The following is a 15,349-nucleotide window of genomic DNA, read 5'->3' on the forward strand; positions in this document are numbered from 1 at the left end:
TAAATAATGGGATTTATTATTAAACCGTTAGTGACAGAGAAAATGACTGCTATTACTGATAAGGCGAACAACCGTTTCGGCTTTATCGTGCGTCCTGAAGCTAATAAATTGGAAATTAAGAGCGAAGTTGAAGCCCTTTACAACGTTACGGTAGTTGATGTAAATACAATGAAGTATGCTGGTAAAAACAAAAGCAGGTATACAAGAGCAGGTATTATCAACGGACGTACGAATGCCTTCAAGAAGGCCATCGTTACGTTGAAAGAAGGAGATACTATTGATTTTTATAGCAATATTTAATAGAAATGGCAGTACGTAAATTTAAGCCCACAACACCGGGGCAAAGACATAAAATTATTGGTACTTTCGAAGAAATTACTGCACGAGTACCAGAAAAGTCTCTTGTATTTGGTAAGAAATCTTCAGGTGGTCGTAACAACCAAGGCAAAATGACCATGCGCTATCTTGGTGGCGGTAGTAAGAAGATTATTCGTATCGTAGATTTCAAGAGAAATAAAGACGGTGTGCCTGCAGTGGTTAAAACAATAGAATACGATCCGAATCGTTCGGCTCGTATTGCTCTTTTGTTTTATGCAGATGGAGAAAAAAGATATATTATTGCTCCCAATGGATTGCAAGTTGGTGCGACTTTGATGTCAGGTGAAACTGCAGCCCCGGAAATCGGGAATGCACTTCCGCTTCAGAATATTCCGGTTGGTACCGTAATTCACAATATCGAGTTACGTCCGGGTCAAGGCGCTGCCTTGGTTCGTTCGGCTGGTAATTTTGCTCAATTGACTTCAAGAGAAGGTAAATACTGCGTTATCAAGTTGCCTTCAGGTGAGGTTCGCCAGATCCTCAATACTTGTAAGGCTACTATCGGTAGTGTAGGTAACTCAGATCATGGGTTGGAAAGCTCCGGTAAAGCTGGACGTTCTCGCTGGTTGGGACGTCGTCCGCGTAACCGTGGTGTCGTAATGAACCCGGTTGATCACCCGATGGGTGGTGGTGAAGGACGTGCTTCAGGAGGACACCCGAGATCTCGTAAGGGATTGTATGCTAAGGGTCTTAAGACAAGAGCTCCGAAGAAACAATCGTCTAAGTATATTATTGAGAGAAGAAAGAAGTAATCTGATTAATAGAGTAAATTATGAGTCGTTCTTTAAAAAAAGGTCCGTATATTAACGTTAAGCTTGAGAAGAAAGTGCTTGCTATGAATGAATCGGGCAAGAAAGTGGTAGTTAAGACTTGGGCCAGAGCTTCAATGATTTCGCCTGATTTTGTAGGGCATACTGTTGCAGTTCACAATGGAAATAAATTTATTCCTGTTTATGTTACCGAGAATATGGTAGGACACAAGTTGGGAGAATTTGCTCCAACTCGTACTTTCAGAGGACATGCCGGTAATAAGAAAAAGTAAAAACAGGTTTTTATCTGAAATAATAAAGTAATAATATAATGGGAGCAAGAAAAAAAATATCGGCTGAAAAAAGAAAAGAAGCCCTTAAGACCATGTATTTTGCGAAATTGCAAAATGTTCCTACTTCCCCCCGTAAAATGCGTCTCGTGGCTGACATGATTCGCGGGATGGAAGTGAACAGAGCGCTCGGCGTTTTGAAGTTCTCTTCTAAAGAAGCTTCTGCCAGAGTGGAAAAATTGCTGCGCTCTGCAATTGCTAATTGGGAGCAGAAAAACGAACGTAAGGCAGAAAGTGGGGAATTGTTCGTAACCAAAATTTTTGTTGATGGTGGTGCTACGCTCAAAAGAATGAGACCGGCTCCGCAGGGAAGAGGTTATAGAATTCGTAAACGTTCAAATCATGTAACATTGTTCGTTGGTTCTAAAAGTAATAACGAAGATCAAAATTAAGGTAAATGGGACAAAAAGTTAATCCAATAAGCAACCGTTTAGGAATTATCAGAGGATGGGATTCCAATTGGTATGGTGGAAAGAATTACGGCGATTCTCTGCTGGAAGATAGCAAGATTCGCAAATACTTGAACGCCCGTCTTGCAAAGGCAAGCGTGTCAAGAATTGTAATTGAACGTACACTGAAACTCGTGACTATTACCGTTTGTACTGCACGTCCGGGTATCATTATCGGCAAAGGTGGCCAAGAAGTTGATAAATTAAAAGAGGAGTTGAAGAAGGTCACCGATAAGGATATCCAGATTAATATCTTCGAAGTAAAAAGACCTGAGTTGGACGCTGTTATCGTGGCTAACAACATTGCTCGCCAAGTTGAAGGTAAAATTGCCTACCGTCGCGCCATCAAAATGGCCATCGCTAATACAATGCGTATGGGTGCGGAAGGGATTAAAATTCAGATTTCAGGACGTTTGAATGGGGCTGAAATGGCTCGTTCTGAAATGTATAAGGAAGGAAGAACTCCGTTGCACACTTTCAGAGCCGATATAGACTATTGTCATGCAGAAGCATTGACTAAAGTAGGCCTTCTCGGCATCAAAGTTTGGATTTGTAGAGGAGAAGTTTATGGAAAGAAGGAATTGGCTCCAAACTTTACACAAAGCAAAGAAAGTGGTCGTGGAAGCAATAGCGGAAGCAATGGCGGAAAGAACTTCAAAAGAAAGAAAAATAATCGCTAACGAATTTGATTTTTAGGAATTATGTTACAACCGAAAAAAACAAAATTCAGAAGACAACAAAAAGGCCGTCAAAAGGGTAATGCCCAAAGAGGAAACCAGTTGGCTTTCGGATCTTTTGGTATTAAGGCCTTGGAAACAAAATGGATTACAGGCCGTCAAATTGAAGCTGCGCGTATTGCAGTGACAAGATATATGCAACGTCAAGGACAAATTTGGATTCGTATATTCCCCGATAAACCCATCACAAGAAAGCCTGCTGATGTGCGTATGGGTAAAGGAAAGGGTAGCCCCGAGGGATTCGTGGCACCTGTTACACCGGGTAGAATTATTATTGAAGCTGAAGGAGTATCTTATGAAATCGCAAAAGAAGCTTTGCGCTTAGCAGCACAAAAGCTTCCTATCACAACTAAGTTTGTTGTGAGACGTGATTATGATATTCAAAATCAAAATGCGTAAGAAGTATGAAAATTGCAGAAATTAAAGAGATGTCTACCAATGATTTGGTAGAAAGAATAGAGGCAGAAGTAGCTAATTATAACCAGATGGTTTTAAATCATTCTATTTCTCCTTTGGATAATCCTGCTCAAATCAAACAATTACGCAGGACTATTGCGCGTATGAAGACCGAATTACGCCAAAGAGAACTTAACAATAAATGATGAGCTTGATGGAAGCAAGAAATTTAAGAAAAGAAAGAACAGGGGTTGTGCTGAGCAACAAGATGGATAAAACCATTACTGTGGCAGCAAAATTTAAGGAAAAACACCCTATATATGGTAAGTTCGTTAGTAAAACGAAGAAGTACCATGCTCATGATGAAAAGAATGAGTGCAATATCGGCGATACTGTACACATCATGGAAACTCGTCCTTTGAGCAAGACTAAGAGATGGAGATTGGTAGAAATAATTGAAAGAGCTAAGTAATTATGATACAAGTAGAATCCAGACTTACAGTATGTGATAATAGTGGGGCAAAAGAGGCTCTTTGTATTCGCGTTTTGGGGGGGACAGGACGTCGTTATGCCTCAGTAGGGGACGTAATTGTTGTTTCTGTAAAGAGCGTTATCCCTTCAAGTGATATTAAGAAAGGTGCAGTGTCTAAAGCTTTGATCGTACGTACAAAGAAAGAAATCCGTCGTGCTGACGGTTCTTATATACGTTTTGATGATAATGCTTGCGTGTTGTTGAACAATGCAGGTGAAATAAGAGGAAGTCGTATTTTCGGTCCGGTAGCTCGTGAACTTCGTGCTACTAACATGAAAGTTGTGTCACTCGCTCCTGAAGTACTTTAATATTGTAAAAGATTTGAGTAATGAGTAAATTACATATTAAAAAAGGCGATACAGTTTATGTAAACTCCGGCGAAGACAAGGGTAAGACTGGTCGTGTATTGAAGGTTCTTGTTGATAAAAACCGTGCAATCGTCGAAGGTGTCAACATGGTGTCTAAAAGCACAAAACCGAATGCAAAGAACCCGCAAGGTGGTATCGTGAAGCAGGAAGCTTCTATCCATTTGTCAAACCTGAACCCCGTTGATTCCAAGACAGGTAAAGCAACGCGTGTTGGTAGAAAAGTGAGTGCTGATGGCACTTTAGTGCGTTATTCTAAAAAATCAGGAGAGGAGATTAAGTAATGAGTAATACTGCTAGCCTTAAGAAAGAATATGCAGAGCGTATTGTGCCTGCATTGAAATCACAGTTCCAGTATTCTTCTTCAATGCAGATACCCGTACTTAAGAAGATTGTTATCAATCAAGGTTTAGGTATGGCTGTCGCAGATAAGAAGATTATAGAAGTAGCAATAAACGAAATGACTACTATCACTGGCCAAAAAGCCGTAGCGACCATTTCTCGTAAGGATATTGCAAACTTTAAGTTGCGTAAGAAAATGCCTATTGGTGTTATGGTAACTCTGCGTCGCGAGAGAATGTACGAATTCCTTGAAAAGCTGGTTCGTGTAGCTCTTCCTCGTATACGTGACTTCAAAGGTATTGAAAGCAAGTTCGATGGTAAAGGTAACTATACCCTTGGTATTCAGGAACAAATTATCTTTCCTGAAATAAATATCGATAGCATTACCAGAATTCTCGGAATGAATATTACCTTTGTAACCTCTGCGCAAACAGATGAAGAAGGGTATGCCTTGTTGAAAGAATTCGGTTTACCGTTTAAAAACGCTAAAAAAGATTGATAATATGGCAAAGGAATCAATGAAAGCACGCGAAGTTAAACGTGCTAAATTAGTAGCCAGATATGCCGAGAAGAGAGCTGCGTTAAAGCAAATTATTAGAACAGGTGACCCTGCAGAGGCTTTTGAGGCCGCACAGAAATTGCAGGATTTGCCTAAGAATTCTAATCCGATTCGTATGCATAACCGTTGTAAGTTGACTGGTCGTCCTAAAGGATATATCCGTCAATTTGGTATCTCCAGAATTCAGTTCCGCGAGATGGCTTCCAACGGTCTTATTCCTGGTGTAAAGAAAGCAAGCTGGTAATTTTTTTAAATATTGTCAGGGTAGTCCTGATTAATTTAATTTATTTTATATGACTGATCCAATAGCAGATTATTTGACGAGGTTGCGGAACGCTATTCAAGCGAAACACAGAGTTGTGGAAGTTCCGGCTTCAAATTTGAAAAAAGAAATCACGAAGATTCTTTTTGAAAAAGGCTACATTCTTAATTATAAGTTTGTAGAAGATGGTCCTCAAGGTACAATTAAAGTAGCCTTGAAGTATGATCCGGTAAATAAGGTTAACGCAATCAAGAAGCTGGAAAGAATTTCTTCTCCGGGTCTGCGTCGTTATACCGGTTACAAAGATATGCCGCGTGTTATTAATGGTTTGGGTATTGCTATAATATCTACTTCCAAAGGTGTAATGACCAACAAAGAAGCCGCTGACCTGAAAATCGGTGGTGAAGTTTTGTGTTATGTATATTAATAGGAGGAAATAGCAATGTCAAGAATAGGAAAATTACCCATTAGTATTCCCGCTGGAGTAACAGTAACCTTAAAAGATGATGTGGTTACCGTGAAAGGTCCCAAAGGTGAAATGAGCCAATATGTAAATCCTGCTATAACTGTTAGCATTGAAGAAGGAAATGTTGTTTTGGCTGAGAATGAAAACGCAATGCAGGATGATCCGAAGCAAAAGCATGCATTCCATGGTCTATATCGTTCATTGGTACACAACATGGTTGTTGGGGTGTCAGAAGGATATAAGAAAGAATTGGAACTTGTCGGTGTAGGTTATCGTGTTTCCAACCAAGGTAATATTATAGAACTGGCTTTAGGATATACTCACAGTATTTTTATACAGTTACCTCCTGAGATTAAAGTTGAGACTAAGTCTGAAAGAAATAAGAATCCTCTTATCATATTGGAATCTTGCGATAAACAGTTGCTCGGTCAAGTTTGTTCTAAGATACGTTCTTTCCGTAAGCCTGAACCATATAAGGGTAAGGGTATTAAGTTTGTTGGCGAAGAAATTCGTAGAAAGTCTGGTAAATCAGCCGGTGCTAAATAATCATTTAATTTGATAGATATCATTATGACAACAAAAATAGAAAGACGAATTAAGATCAAATATAGAGTACGCAATAGAATTTCAGGTACTACTGAATGTCCGCGTATGAGTGTGTTTAGAAGCAATAAGCAGATTTATGTCCAAATTATCGACGATTTGTCCGGTAAGACTTTGGCTGCCGCTTCTTCATTAGGCATGACTGAAAAGATGCCGAAAAAAGAGCAAGCTGCTAAAGTTGGTGAACTAATTGCTAAAAAAGCTCAAGAAGCAGGTATTAGTACTGTTGTTTTCGACCGTAATGGATATTTGTATCATGGGAGAGTAAAAGAGGTGGCTGATGCTGCCCGTAACGGTGGACTTAAATTTTAATCATTATGGCAGGACTTAATAATAGAGTTAAGATTACAAACGATATAGAACTGAAAGACAGATTGGTTGCTATTAATCGTGTGACCAAAGTAACCAAGGGTGGTAGAACTTTTAGTTTTTCTGCTATTGTGGTAGTAGGAAATGAAGAAGGAATTATCGGTTGGGGACTTGGTAAAGCGGGTGAAGTAACTGCTGCTATTGCTAAAGGTGTTGAATCTGCGAAGAAGAACTTGACAAGAGTACCCGTGCTGAAAGGTACAGTTCCTCATGAACAGTCTGCAAAGTTTGGCGGGGCTGAGGTATTTATCAAACCTGCTTCTCACGGAACAGGTGTGGTTGCTGGTGGCGCTATGCGTGCAGTATTGGAAAGTGCAGGCGTAACAGATGTTTTGGCTAAGTCAAAAGGTTCTTCAAACCCGCATAACTTGGTGAAAGCTACTATCTTGGCTTTAAGCGAAATGCGTGATGCTCGTATGGTGGCTCAGAACAGAGGAATTAGTGTGGAAAAAGTATTTAGAGGATAAAGGAGGAAAAATATGTCGACTGTAAAGATTAAACAAGTAAAAAGTAGAATTGGTGCTCCTGCTGACCAAAAGAGAACGTTGGATGCGCTGGGACTTCGTAAGTTAAATCGTGTGGTTGAGCACGAATGCACTCCTTCGATCCTTGGAATGGTAGATAAGGTTAAACACTTGGTTGCCATTGTTAAGTAATTATTTGTTGAATATTAAACGATTACAATATGAACTTAAGTAATTTAAAACCTGCAGTAGGATCTACTAAGACAAGAAAAAGAATTGGGCGCGGTCCCGGTTCTGGTTTGGGGGGGACTTCTACTAGAGGTCATAAAGGGGCTAAATCAAGATCTGGCTACTCTAAGAAAATCGGTTTTGAAGGTGGACAGATGCCTCTTCAACGTCGTGTTCCAAAGTTCGGCTTTAAGAACATCAATCGTGTAGAATATAAAGCTATCAATTTGGATACTGTTCAGAAATTGGCTGAAGCAAAGAACTTACAGACGGTTGGTGTTAATGATTTCATCGCTGCTGGTTTTATTTCTGCAAGCCAGTTGGTAAAAGTATTAGGTAACGGAACTTTGACTGCTAAGTTGGATGTACAAGCACATGCGTTTTCTAAAACAGCTGTTGCTGCCATCGAAGCTGCTGGTGGACAAGTCGTAAAACTCTAATTCAATGAGAAAAGCTATTGAAACATTAAAGAATATATGGAAAATTGAGGATCTGAGACAACGGATCCTCATTACCATATTGTTTGTGGCAATTTACCGTTTTGGTTCGTATGTCGTTTTGCCGGGTATTAATCCGTCAATGTTGGCACAGTTGCATCAACAAACAAGTGAAGGTCTTTTAGCCTTGTTAAATATGTTTTCTGGTGGAGCATTCTCCAATGCCTCTATTTTTGCATTGGGTATCATGCCATATATCTCTGCCTCTATTGTTATTCAGTTGTTGGGTATTGCGGTTCCGTATTTCCAAAAGCTGCAGCGTGAGGGCGAGAGTGGTAGGAGAAAAATGAATCAATACACTCGTTATTTGACGATTCTTATCCTTTTGGTTCAGGCTCCTTCTTATTTGCTCAATCTTAAAATGCAGGCTGGTCCTTCCTTAAATGCTTCATTAGATTGGACTCTGTTTATGTTTACTTCTACCATCATTTTGGCGGCAGGGAGTATGTTTATTTTGTGGCTTGGTGAGAGAATTACTGATAAAGGAATCGGTAATGGTATTTCGCTCATTATTATGATCGGTATCATTGCCCGTTTGCCGCAGTCTTTGTTTCAGGAATTGGTTTCTCGAATGACAGATAAAACAGGTGGTCTGGTAATGTTTCTGATTGAGCTTGTCGTTCTGCTGTTCGTTATTGCATTTGCTATTCTTTTAGTGCAGGGAACAAGAAAAATTCCTGTTCAATATGCGAAGAAGATAGTAGGTAATAAACAGTATGGTGGTGCCAGACAATACATCCCTTTGAAAGTGAATGCTGCTAACGTGATGCCTATTATCTTTGCTCAGGCTATCATGTTTATTCCTATTACACTCGTGGGCTTCTCAAATGTTAATGATGTGAGTGGTTTTGTACGTGCATTGACTGATCATACAAGCTTTTGGTATAATTTGATTTTTGCTGTATTGATTATACTATTTACGTATTTCTATACTGCGATCACAATTAATCCGACTCAAATGGCTGAGGACATGAAGAGAAACAACGGTTTTATTCCGGGTATCAAGCCTGGAAAGCAAACAGCAGAGTATATTGACGTTATTATGTCTCGTATCACTCTGCCTGGTTCTTTCTTCTTAGCTTTGGTTGCTATTATGCCTGCGTTTGCCGGTGTGTTCGGTGTGAAGGCCGAGTTCGCTCAATTCTTTGGCGGTACGTCTTTGTTAATCCTTGTTGGTGTGGTACTTGATACTCTTCAGCAAGTTGAAAGCCATTTGTTGATGAGACACTATGATGGTTTGTTGAAGTCCGGGCGTATTAAAGGGCGCAGTGGTAATGTAGCTGCATATTAATCTTTTTGAGAAATGATATTTCTTAAGACAGAAGATGAAATAGAGTTACTCCGCAAGAGTAATCTGCTTGTTGGAAAAACGTTGGCTGAGATAGCTAAGATTATAAGACCGGGAATAACAACTAAGGAGTTGGATAAAGTAGCAGAAGAGTTCATTAGAGATAATGGTGCTGTGCCTACTTTTAAGGGTTTTCCTAACCAATATGGTGATCCTTTTCCTGCTTCAATTTGTACCTCTGTGAATGAGCAGGTGGTACATGGTGTTCCGAGAGATGTAGTACTGAAAGATGGTGATATTGTATCTATTGATTGCGGTACTTACATGAACGGATTCTGTGGTGATTCAGCCTATACGTTTTGTGTTGGTGAAGTTGATGAGGAAATACGCAAGTTACTGAAGGTTACTAAAGAAGCATTATACATAGGGATACAGAATGCTGTTCAAGGCAAGCGCTTAGGTGATATCGGATATGCGATACAGCAGTATTGTGAATCTAATTCTTATGGAGTAGTGCGTGAATTTGTAGGACATGGGATTGGAAAAGAAATGCATGAAGATCCTCAAGTTCCTAATTATGGAAAGCGTGGCTATGGAACAATGTTGAAAAAAGGTTTATGCATAGCTATAGAGCCCATGATTACTTTGGGTAGCCGACAAATCTTGATGGAGGGTGATGGTTGGACGGTGAGAACTAAAGATCGTAAATGTGCGGCTCACTTTGAACATACAGTAGCTGTAGGGGCGGGTGAAGCTGATATTTTGTCATCATTCAAGTTCATCGAAGAAGTATTAGGAGATAAAGCAATTTAAGAATTTAATATGGCAAAGCAATCTGCAATAGAACAAGATGGAGTTATAGTTGAAGCATTGTCTAATGCTATGTTTCGCGTTGAATTAGAAAACGGACATGAGATTACTGCACATATTTCCGGTAAGATGCGGATGCATTACATCAAGATTTTGCCGGGTGATAAAGTAAGAGTCGAAATGTCTCCTTACGATTTATCGAAAGGAAGAATTGTATTTAGATATAAATAAATTAAGATATGAAAGTAAGAGCATCCTTAAAGAAACGTACGCCAGAGTGTAAGATTGTTAGACGTAATGGCCGTTTGTATGTTATTAACAAGAAAAATCCTAAGTATAAACAACGTCAAGGATAATATTATTATTTTTGCAAGAAAAATAATTTAGTATATGGCTATAAGAATAGTTGGTGTCGATTTGCCTCAAAACAAGAGGGGTGAAATTGCGTTGACCTATGTGTATGGTATAGGTCGTAGTAGTTCAGCAAAGATTCTGGACAAAGCAGGTGTTGACAGAGACCTGAAAGTAAAAGACTGGACGGATGATCAGGCTGCCAAGATTCGTGAGATCATTGGAGCAGAGTATAAAGTAGAAGGAGACCTTCGTTCTGAAGTTCAATTGAACATTAAGCGTTTAATGGATATCGGTTGTTATCGTGGTATTCGCCACCGCATCGGTCTTCCTGTAAGAGGCCAGAGCACGAAAAACAATGCTCGTACTCGCAAAGGTAGAAAGAAAACCGTTGCTAATAAGAAAAAAGCTACTAAATAATAATTGTTGATATGGCAAAAAAAACAGTTGCAGCAAAAAAGAGAAATGTAAAGGTAGATGCTAATGGACAATTGCACGTTCATTCATCTTTTAACAACATTATTGTGTCTCTGGCAAATAGCGAAGGGCAAATCATTTCTTGGTCTTCTGCCGGAAAAATGGGTTTCAGAGGTTCTAAGAAGAACACTCCTTATGCAGCACAGATGGCTGCTCAAGATTGCGCTAAGATTGCATACGATCTTGGTTTGAGAAAGGTAAAAGCATATGTGAAAGGTCCGGGTAATGGGCGTGAATCTGCTATTAGAACTATTCACGGTGCTGGTATTGAGGTTACAGAGATTATTGACGTAACTCCGTTGCCGCATAATGGTTGTCGTCCTCCGAAAAGACGTAGAGTTTAAGATTTACCTTTAATAAGTATGACACTTGATTTTGTTTTTGGATTGTAAACTTTCTCTCTACAATCGCGGCTGCAACAAATTGAGTTCATGAATAAACAATTAAATATTTAAAAGAAATGGCTAGATATACTGGACCAAAATCAAGAATTGCCCGTAAATTCGGTGAAGGTATCTTTGGAGCAGATAAGGTATTGTCAAAGAAGAACTATCCTCCCGGACAGCATGGAAATTCAAGAAAGAGAAAGACTTCTGAATACGGTGTACAACTTCGTGAGAAACAGAAGGCCAAATACACCTACGGCGTTTTGGAGAAACAATTCCGTAACTTGTTTGAGAAGGCAGAAACTGCTAAGGGTATTACCGGTGAGATCCTTCTTCAATTGTTGGAGGGACGTCTTGACAATATTGTATTCCGTTTGGGTATTGCTCCTACTCGTGCAGCAGCTCGTCAGTTGGTGGGCCACAAACATATTACTGTGGACGGTGAGGTCGTAAATATTCCTTCGTATGCGGTAAAACCGGGTCAGGTAATTGGAGTTCGCGAAAGATCCAAGTCTTTGGAAGTGATTGCAAATTCTTTGGCAGGTTTTAACCACAGCAAATATCCTTGGTTGGAATGGGATGATAACTCTAAGGTGGGTAAGTTACTGCATGTGCCTGAAAGAGCGGACATTCCTGAAAACATTAAAGAGCATTTGATCGTAGAATTGTATTCTAAATAATAATTAATTTCATGGCGATATTAGCATTTCAAAAACCTGATAAAGTATTAATGTTAGAAGCGGACTCCAAATTCGGAAAATTCGAGTTCCGTCCTTTGGAGCCGGGTTTCGGTATTACCGTTGGTAATGCACTGCGCCGCATCCTGCTTTCTTCATTGGAAGGTTATGCTATCACCACTATCAAGATAGAAGGTGTGGAGCATGAGTTCTCCAATGTTCCGGGAGTTAAAGAGGATGTTACTAACATTATCTTGAATCTGAAACAAGTGAGATTCAAGCAAGTAGTTGAAGAATTCGAGAGCGAGAAGGTAAGTATTACAATCGAGAATTCAAGTGAATTTAAAGCAGGTGACATAGGTAAGTATTTGACTGGATTTGAAGTGTTAAATCCTGAGTTAGTTATTTGTCATTTAGATTCAAAAGCAACTATGCAGATAGATATTACGATAAACAAAGGTCGCGGTTATGTCCCTGCTGACGAGAATCGCGAATATTGCACCGATGTGAACGTAATTCCTATCGATTCTATTTATACTCCGATACGTAATGTGAAGTATCAGGTGGAAAACTTCCGTGTAGAGCAGAAGACTGACTACGAGAAACTGGTACTTGAGATTACTACCGACGGTTCCATTCATCCGAAAGATGCTTTGAAGGAGGCAGCAAAGATCTTGATTTATCATTTCATGCTTTTCTCTGACGAGAAGATTACATTGGAGAGCAACGATGCCGATGGCAACGAAGAATTTGATGAAGAGGTTCTGCATATGCGTCAGTTGTTGAAAACCAAACTTGTCGATATGGATCTTTCCGTTCGTGCCCTCAATTGTTTGAAGGCTGCCGACGTAGAGACTTTGGGCGATTTGGTGCAATTCAACAAGACCGATTTGCTGAAATTCAGAAATTTCGGAAAGAAATCGCTTACCGAGCTTGATGATTTGCTGGAAAGTCTGAATCTGTCGTTTGGAACTGATATTTCTAAATATAAATTAGATAAAGAATAAAAAATGAGACATAATAAGAAATTCAATCATTTGGGTCGTACTGCCTCTCATAGAAACGCGATGTTGGCTAATATGGCGTGTTCTTTGATTAAGCACAAAAGAATCACTACGACTGTTGCAAAGGCTAAGGCGTTGAAGAAGTTTGTTGAGCCTTTGATTACGAAAGCTAAAGACGATACGACAAACTCCCGTCGTGTGGTATTTAGCAACTTGCAAGATAAGTATGCTGTAACAGAATTGTTCAAAGAGATTTCCGTGAAGATTGCTGATCGTCCGGGTGGCTATACGCGTATAATCAAGACTGGCAACCGTTTGGGTGACAATGCGGAAATGTGCTTCATTGAGCTTGTAGACTATAACGAGAATATGGCTAAGGAAAAGGTAACGAAGAAAGCTACCCGTACCCGCCGTTCAAAGAAAGCTGCTGCTGAAGCAGCGCCTGCAGTAGAAGCGGCAGCACCGGTTGCCGAAACTCCTGCGGCTGAAGAGGCTAAGGCTGAATAATTCAACCATTATATATGGGGGATGTGCCCTTTGTTCACTCCTTCAAAAGGTTGGGCAATAAATTTATTAATTGATTTCAGAAAGAGTTCAGTATTGCACCGGACTCTTTTTTTGTTGCGGGAGGTTACGGCCGCTTTTGCAGCAGGCTCTGTGTTTTGATATCCAATGCCGGGCGGCATAGAAGAAAAATATAACTCTGATGTTTATTGTGCATGCGCAAGGTGTGCGTATAAGATTGCTTTTAACTAAAATTATTGCGGAAAAATTTCTTTAATCAGGAATGTCGTTGTACTTTTGTGGTATCTTTAAAATTAAAGCATACTTATAAACAAAAACTTTAGAAATTATGTCAAAAGTAACCGTAGTGGGTGCAGGTAACGTAGGTGCTACATGCGCTAATGTGTTGGCCTTTAATGAAGTGGTCGACGAAGTGGTAATGCTGGACGTGAAAGAAGGCGTTTCAGAGGGTAAGGCAATGGATATGATGCAGACTGCTCAACTGCTGGGCTTCGACACCACTGTTGTAGGCTGTACCAACGATTATGAGAAGACTGCCGGTTCCGATGTAGTGGTTATTACTTCCGGTATTCCTCGTAAACCGGGTATGACCCGTGAAGAATTGATCGGAGTAAATGCCGGTATCGTTAAGTCGGTTGCACAAAGCATCCTGAAATATTCTCCGAACGCTATATTTGTGGTTATTTCCAATCCGATGGACACGATGACTTATTTGTCATTGAAATCTCTGGGCTTGCCGAAGAACCGTATCATCGGTATGGGTGGTGCTTTGGACAGCTCTCGTTTCAAGTATTTCTTGTCTCAGGCTTTGGGCTGCAATGCCAACGAAGTAGAAGGCATGGTTATCGGCGGTCACGGTGACACGACCATGATTCCGTTGGCTCGTCTGGCTACTTACAAAGGTCAGCCTGTAAGTACTTTGCTGAGCGAAGAGAAACTGAACGAAGTGGTTGCCGCCACTATGGTGGGCGGTGCAACGCTGACCAAATTGCTGGGTACCTCTGCATGGTATGCTCCGGGTGCGGCCGGCGCTTACGTGGTTGAGTCTATCATTCACAACCAAAAGAAGATGATTCCATGCTCTGTATATCTGGAAGGAGAATACGGCGAATCAGACATCTGCATCGGTGTTCCCGTTATCTTGGGTAAGAACGGTATCGAGAAGATTGTGGAGCTGGAACTGACTGCCGATGAGAAAGCAAAATTCGCTGCCAGCGCAGCCGCTGTTCACAAAACAAACGAGGCTTTGAAGGAAGTAGGCGCTCTTTGATTGAGAAGTGTCTGATAAACTATATTCCACGGGAAGCGGGTGTTGAAAACCGTTTCCCGTGTTTTTTATACGCAAATTCCATGATGCGCTTCCTGTTTTTCCGTTCTTTCTCTACGTTGAAAGGGAACAATCCGGAAAAGCCGGCGGATAAATCCTTTCTTATTTGTAATGCAAAGAGGTTTGGCTTTTTACACGTATGCAGGCGCAAGCCCACACCTGAGTAAGTCTAAGCCCACACTTTAGAGGGGACAATCCCACACTTTACGAGACGTACCCCCACGCTTTAGAGAGGCTGCCCCCACACTTTACGAGACGTAATCCCGCACCTTAGAAGAGGTAATCCCACACCTGAAGGAAAGTAAAAACAGGAGAGGGGGAAGTTGCCAACGGGGATGACTGAAAGTCTTCTTCTCTTCAATTAAAAACAGTTGCTGATTATAAGCGATTTACGCTTGTACAAGCGTTGGCTCTCACTTGTACAAGCGTAGCTTTTTACTTGTACAAACGTAGCCCTTTACTTGTACAAGCGTGAGGCTTCACTTGTACAAGCGTAAGCTCACGCTTCGGCAAGGACAAGAGTGCAGGGTTGAACCTTTGCTCTTTGTCCGAAACTTTTCTTGTTTATCCAAATGGAAAAAGATTCTTCTTTTTCGAGACCTCTGCAAAACTCATTGTTCAAGATTTGTTCATTTCATCATATTTTTGTAGCTTTATAGTATGAACAACGTCCTTCTTCTCGGAGTTTTGCTGACCTAATAGTTGGTCATCGTAAGGTTAAACAGACCTTTTTCTTTCAAATCGATCAGATAATCGAC

At 40.4% G+C, this 15,349-nt stretch carries 28 protein-coding genes; all 28 read left to right on the plus strand.

The window, feature by feature from the left end; all coding sequences use genetic code 11:
- Nucleotides 1-6: 6 nt before the first annotated feature.
- The 28 genes from rplW to mdh all read left to right on the plus strand — a co-directional run bounded on the left by rplW (nt 7) and on the right by mdh (nt 14,534).
- Nucleotides 7-300 carry a 50S ribosomal protein L23 gene (gene rplW, locus EV202_RS05000; protein WP_125238072.1) on the plus strand — a complete coding sequence of 98 codons (294 nt, stop codon included), beginning with the start codon at nt 7-9 and terminating at the stop codon, nt 298-300.
- A 5-nt stretch (nt 301-305) separates the two neighbouring features.
- Entirely contained in the window at nt 306-1,130 is an 825-nt protein-coding gene (gene rplB, locus EV202_RS05005; protein ID WP_131925853.1) for a 50S ribosomal protein L2, read from the plus strand.
- Between the two features lie 20 nt (nt 1,131-1,150).
- Nucleotides 1,151-1,420, plus strand: coding sequence for a 30S ribosomal protein S19 (rpsS, locus tag EV202_RS05010; protein ID WP_002558070.1), 270 nt, complete (start codon nt 1,151-1,153; stop codon nt 1,418-1,420).
- A 38-nt stretch (nt 1,421-1,458) separates the two neighbouring features.
- The gene (gene rplV / locus EV202_RS05015) at nt 1,459-1,869 is read left to right on the plus strand and encodes a 50S ribosomal protein L22 (RefSeq protein WP_106069084.1); all 411 of its coding nucleotides are present in this window, start codon (nt 1,459-1,461) and stop codon (nt 1,867-1,869) included.
- Between the two features lie 5 nt (nt 1,870-1,874).
- Nucleotides 1,875-2,606: a 30S ribosomal protein S3 gene (gene rpsC, locus EV202_RS05020; protein ID WP_106040856.1), complete on the plus strand. Its 732-nt coding sequence runs from the start codon at nt 1,875-1,877 to the stop codon at nt 2,604-2,606.
- Nucleotides 2,607-2,627: 21 nt separating this feature from the next.
- Nucleotides 2,628-3,062: a 50S ribosomal protein L16 gene (rplP, locus tag EV202_RS05025; RefSeq protein ID WP_005656538.1), complete on the plus strand. Its 435-nt coding sequence runs from the start codon at nt 2,628-2,630 to the stop codon at nt 3,060-3,062.
- 5 nt (nt 3,063-3,067) lie between these two features.
- Nucleotides 3,068-3,265, plus strand: coding sequence for a 50S ribosomal protein L29 (gene rpmC, locus EV202_RS05030; protein ID WP_106069082.1), 198 nt, complete (start codon nt 3,068-3,070; stop codon nt 3,263-3,265).
- The gene (gene rpsQ, locus EV202_RS05035) at nt 3,262-3,531 is read left to right on the plus strand and encodes a 30S ribosomal protein S17 (protein ID WP_005825701.1); all 270 of its coding nucleotides are present in this window, start codon (nt 3,262-3,264) and stop codon (nt 3,529-3,531) included. The genes rpmC and rpsQ overlap by 4 nt, the downstream gene beginning before the upstream one ends.
- A 2-nt stretch (nt 3,532-3,533) precedes the next feature.
- Nucleotides 3,534-3,899, plus strand: a complete 366-nt coding sequence (gene rplN, locus EV202_RS05040; RefSeq protein WP_005825700.1) for a 50S ribosomal protein L14 — start codon at nt 3,534-3,536, stop codon at nt 3,897-3,899.
- Nucleotides 3,900-3,919: 20 nt separating this feature from the next.
- Nucleotides 3,920-4,240 (plus strand): 50S ribosomal protein L24, encoded by a 321-nt coding sequence (gene rplX, locus EV202_RS05045; protein ID WP_131925855.1) that lies wholly within the window; start codon nt 3,920-3,922, stop codon nt 4,238-4,240.
- On the plus strand, nt 4,240-4,797 hold the full coding sequence (gene rplE, locus EV202_RS05050; RefSeq protein WP_106069080.1) for a 50S ribosomal protein L5: 558 nt from the start codon (nt 4,240-4,242) through the stop codon (nt 4,795-4,797). The genes rplX and rplE overlap by 1 nt, the downstream gene beginning before the upstream one ends.
- Nucleotides 4,798-4,801: 4 nt before the next feature.
- On the plus strand, nt 4,802-5,101 hold the full coding sequence (rpsN, locus tag EV202_RS05055) for a 30S ribosomal protein S14 (RefSeq protein ID WP_106069079.1): 300 nt from the start codon (nt 4,802-4,804) through the stop codon (nt 5,099-5,101).
- Between the two features lie 49 nt (nt 5,102-5,150).
- Nucleotides 5,151-5,546 (plus strand): 30S ribosomal protein S8, encoded by a 396-nt coding sequence (gene rpsH, locus EV202_RS05060; protein ID WP_106040850.1) that lies wholly within the window; start codon nt 5,151-5,153, stop codon nt 5,544-5,546.
- A gap of 15 nt (nt 5,547-5,561) precedes the next feature.
- A complete protein-coding gene (gene rplF, locus EV202_RS05065; RefSeq protein WP_106069078.1) occupies nt 5,562-6,131 on the plus strand; it encodes a 50S ribosomal protein L6 in 570 nt (189 codons plus the stop codon).
- A 24-nt stretch (nt 6,132-6,155) separates the two neighbouring features.
- Nucleotides 6,156-6,500, plus strand: a complete 345-nt coding sequence (rplR, locus tag EV202_RS05070; RefSeq protein WP_131925857.1) for a 50S ribosomal protein L18 — start codon at nt 6,156-6,158, stop codon at nt 6,498-6,500.
- A 5-nt stretch (nt 6,501-6,505) separates the two neighbouring features.
- On the plus strand, nt 6,506-7,024 hold the full coding sequence (rpsE, locus tag EV202_RS05075; RefSeq protein WP_125238069.1) for a 30S ribosomal protein S5: 519 nt from the start codon (nt 6,506-6,508) through the stop codon (nt 7,022-7,024).
- 12 nt (nt 7,025-7,036) lie between these two features.
- Nucleotides 7,037-7,213: a 50S ribosomal protein L30 gene (gene rpmD, locus EV202_RS05080; RefSeq protein ID WP_106069075.1), complete on the plus strand. Its 177-nt coding sequence runs from the start codon at nt 7,037-7,039 to the stop codon at nt 7,211-7,213.
- Nucleotides 7,214-7,242: 29 nt separating this feature from the next.
- Nucleotides 7,243-7,689 (plus strand): 50S ribosomal protein L15, encoded by a 447-nt coding sequence (gene rplO / locus EV202_RS05085; protein WP_106069074.1) that lies wholly within the window; start codon nt 7,243-7,245, stop codon nt 7,687-7,689.
- A gap of 4 nt (nt 7,690-7,693) precedes the next feature.
- Nucleotides 7,694-9,037: a preprotein translocase subunit SecY gene (gene secY, locus EV202_RS05090; RefSeq protein WP_106069073.1), complete on the plus strand. Its 1,344-nt coding sequence runs from the start codon at nt 7,694-7,696 to the stop codon at nt 9,035-9,037.
- A 12-nt stretch (nt 9,038-9,049) separates the two neighbouring features.
- On the plus strand, nt 9,050-9,847 hold the full coding sequence (gene map, locus EV202_RS05095) for a type I methionyl aminopeptidase (RefSeq protein WP_131925859.1): 798 nt from the start codon (nt 9,050-9,052) through the stop codon (nt 9,845-9,847).
- 9 nt (nt 9,848-9,856) lie between these two features.
- A complete protein-coding gene (infA, locus tag EV202_RS05100; protein WP_002558052.1) occupies nt 9,857-10,075 on the plus strand; it encodes a translation initiation factor IF-1 in 219 nt (72 codons plus the stop codon).
- An 8-nt stretch (nt 10,076-10,083) separates the two neighbouring features.
- On the plus strand, nt 10,084-10,200 hold the full coding sequence (gene ykgO / locus EV202_RS05105) for a type B 50S ribosomal protein L36 (protein WP_002558051.1): 117 nt from the start codon (nt 10,084-10,086) through the stop codon (nt 10,198-10,200).
- A 34-nt stretch (nt 10,201-10,234) separates the two neighbouring features.
- Entirely contained in the window at nt 10,235-10,615 is a 381-nt protein-coding gene (gene rpsM, locus EV202_RS05110) for a 30S ribosomal protein S13 (RefSeq protein WP_106069071.1), read from the plus strand.
- Nucleotides 10,616-10,626: 11 nt separating this feature from the next.
- Nucleotides 10,627-11,016, plus strand: coding sequence for a 30S ribosomal protein S11 (gene rpsK, locus EV202_RS05115; protein ID WP_002558049.1), 390 nt, complete (start codon nt 10,627-10,629; stop codon nt 11,014-11,016).
- A 116-nt stretch (nt 11,017-11,132) separates the two neighbouring features.
- Nucleotides 11,133-11,738 carry a 30S ribosomal protein S4 gene (gene rpsD / locus EV202_RS05120; RefSeq protein ID WP_106069069.1) on the plus strand — a complete coding sequence of 202 codons (606 nt, stop codon included), beginning with the start codon at nt 11,133-11,135 and terminating at the stop codon, nt 11,736-11,738.
- 11 nt (nt 11,739-11,749) lie between these two features.
- Nucleotides 11,750-12,742 (plus strand): DNA-directed RNA polymerase subunit alpha, encoded by a 993-nt coding sequence (locus tag EV202_RS05125; RefSeq protein ID WP_106069068.1) that lies wholly within the window; start codon nt 11,750-11,752, stop codon nt 12,740-12,742.
- 3 nt (nt 12,743-12,745) lie between these two features.
- Nucleotides 12,746-13,246, plus strand: coding sequence for a 50S ribosomal protein L17 (gene rplQ / locus EV202_RS05130; protein WP_125238066.1), 501 nt, complete (start codon nt 12,746-12,748; stop codon nt 13,244-13,246).
- A 346-nt stretch (nt 13,247-13,592) separates the two neighbouring features.
- Entirely contained in the window at nt 13,593-14,534 is a 942-nt protein-coding gene (mdh, locus tag EV202_RS05135) for a malate dehydrogenase (protein ID WP_131925861.1), read from the plus strand.
- The last annotated feature ends 815 nt before the right edge of the window (nt 14,535-15,349 follow it).

Origin of the sequence: Prevotella heparinolytica, assembly GCF_004342845.1 — a bacterium.
GTDB lineage: Bacteria > Bacteroidota > Bacteroidia > Bacteroidales > Bacteroidaceae > Bacteroides > Bacteroides heparinolyticus.

Bases quoted from the DNA above. Each gene is read 5' to 3' on its own strand.
- rpmC (WP_106069082.1), top strand. From the start codon at position 3,068: ATGAAAATTGCAGAAATTAAAGAGATGTCTACCAATGATTTGGTAGAA.
- map (WP_131925859.1), top strand. From the start codon at position 9,050: ATGATATTTCTTAAGACAGAAGATGAAATAGAGTTACTCCGCAAGAGT.
- rplQ (WP_125238066.1), top strand. From the start codon at position 12,746: ATGAGACATAATAAGAAATTCAATCATTTGGGTCGTACTGCCTCTCAT.
- rplR (WP_131925857.1), top strand. From the start codon at position 6,156: ATGACAACAAAAATAGAAAGACGAATTAAGATCAAATATAGAGTACGC.
- rplF (WP_106069078.1), top strand. From the start codon at position 5,562: ATGTCAAGAATAGGAAAATTACCCATTAGTATTCCCGCTGGAGTAACA.
- rplW (WP_125238072.1), top strand. From the start codon at position 7: ATGGGATTTATTATTAAACCGTTAGTGACAGAGAAAATGACTGCTATT.
- rpsN (WP_106069079.1), top strand. From the start codon at position 4,802: ATGGCAAAGGAATCAATGAAAGCACGCGAAGTTAAACGTGCTAAATTA.
- rplN (WP_005825700.1), top strand. From the start codon at position 3,534: ATGATACAAGTAGAATCCAGACTTACAGTATGTGATAATAGTGGGGCA.
- EV202_RS05125 (WP_106069068.1), top strand. From the start codon at position 11,750: ATGGCGATATTAGCATTTCAAAAACCTGATAAAGTATTAATGTTAGAA.
- rplO (WP_106069074.1), top strand. From the start codon at position 7,243: ATGAACTTAAGTAATTTAAAACCTGCAGTAGGATCTACTAAGACAAGA.
- infA (WP_002558052.1), top strand. From the start codon at position 9,857: ATGGCAAAGCAATCTGCAATAGAACAAGATGGAGTTATAGTTGAAGCA.
- rpsK (WP_002558049.1), top strand. From the start codon at position 10,627: ATGGCAAAAAAAACAGTTGCAGCAAAAAAGAGAAATGTAAAGGTAGAT.
- rpsD (WP_106069069.1), top strand. From the start codon at position 11,133: ATGGCTAGATATACTGGACCAAAATCAAGAATTGCCCGTAAATTCGGT.
- rplV (WP_106069084.1), top strand. From the start codon at position 1,459: ATGGGAGCAAGAAAAAAAATATCGGCTGAAAAAAGAAAAGAAGCCCTT.
- rplX (WP_131925855.1), top strand. From the start codon at position 3,920: ATGAGTAAATTACATATTAAAAAAGGCGATACAGTTTATGTAAACTCC.
- rpmD (WP_106069075.1), top strand. From the start codon at position 7,037: ATGTCGACTGTAAAGATTAAACAAGTAAAAAGTAGAATTGGTGCTCCT.
- rplP (WP_005656538.1), top strand. From the start codon at position 2,628: ATGTTACAACCGAAAAAAACAAAATTCAGAAGACAACAAAAAGGCCGT.
- rpsE (WP_125238069.1), top strand. From the start codon at position 6,506: ATGGCAGGACTTAATAATAGAGTTAAGATTACAAACGATATAGAACTG.
- secY (WP_106069073.1), top strand. From the start codon at position 7,694: ATGAGAAAAGCTATTGAAACATTAAAGAATATATGGAAAATTGAGGAT.
- rplB (WP_131925853.1), top strand. From the start codon at position 306: ATGGCAGTACGTAAATTTAAGCCCACAACACCGGGGCAAAGACATAAA.
- rpsQ (WP_005825701.1), top strand. From the start codon at position 3,262: ATGATGAGCTTGATGGAAGCAAGAAATTTAAGAAAAGAAAGAACAGGG.
- rplE (WP_106069080.1), top strand. From the start codon at position 4,240: ATGAGTAATACTGCTAGCCTTAAGAAAGAATATGCAGAGCGTATTGTG.
- ykgO (WP_002558051.1), top strand. From the start codon at position 10,084: ATGAAAGTAAGAGCATCCTTAAAGAAACGTACGCCAGAGTGTAAGATT.
- rpsM (WP_106069071.1), top strand. From the start codon at position 10,235: ATGGCTATAAGAATAGTTGGTGTCGATTTGCCTCAAAACAAGAGGGGT.
- rpsH (WP_106040850.1), top strand. From the start codon at position 5,151: ATGACTGATCCAATAGCAGATTATTTGACGAGGTTGCGGAACGCTATT.
- mdh (WP_131925861.1), top strand. From the start codon at position 13,593: ATGTCAAAAGTAACCGTAGTGGGTGCAGGTAACGTAGGTGCTACATGC.
- rpsS (WP_002558070.1), top strand. From the start codon at position 1,151: ATGAGTCGTTCTTTAAAAAAAGGTCCGTATATTAACGTTAAGCTTGAG.
- rpsC (WP_106040856.1), top strand. From the start codon at position 1,875: ATGGGACAAAAAGTTAATCCAATAAGCAACCGTTTAGGAATTATCAGA.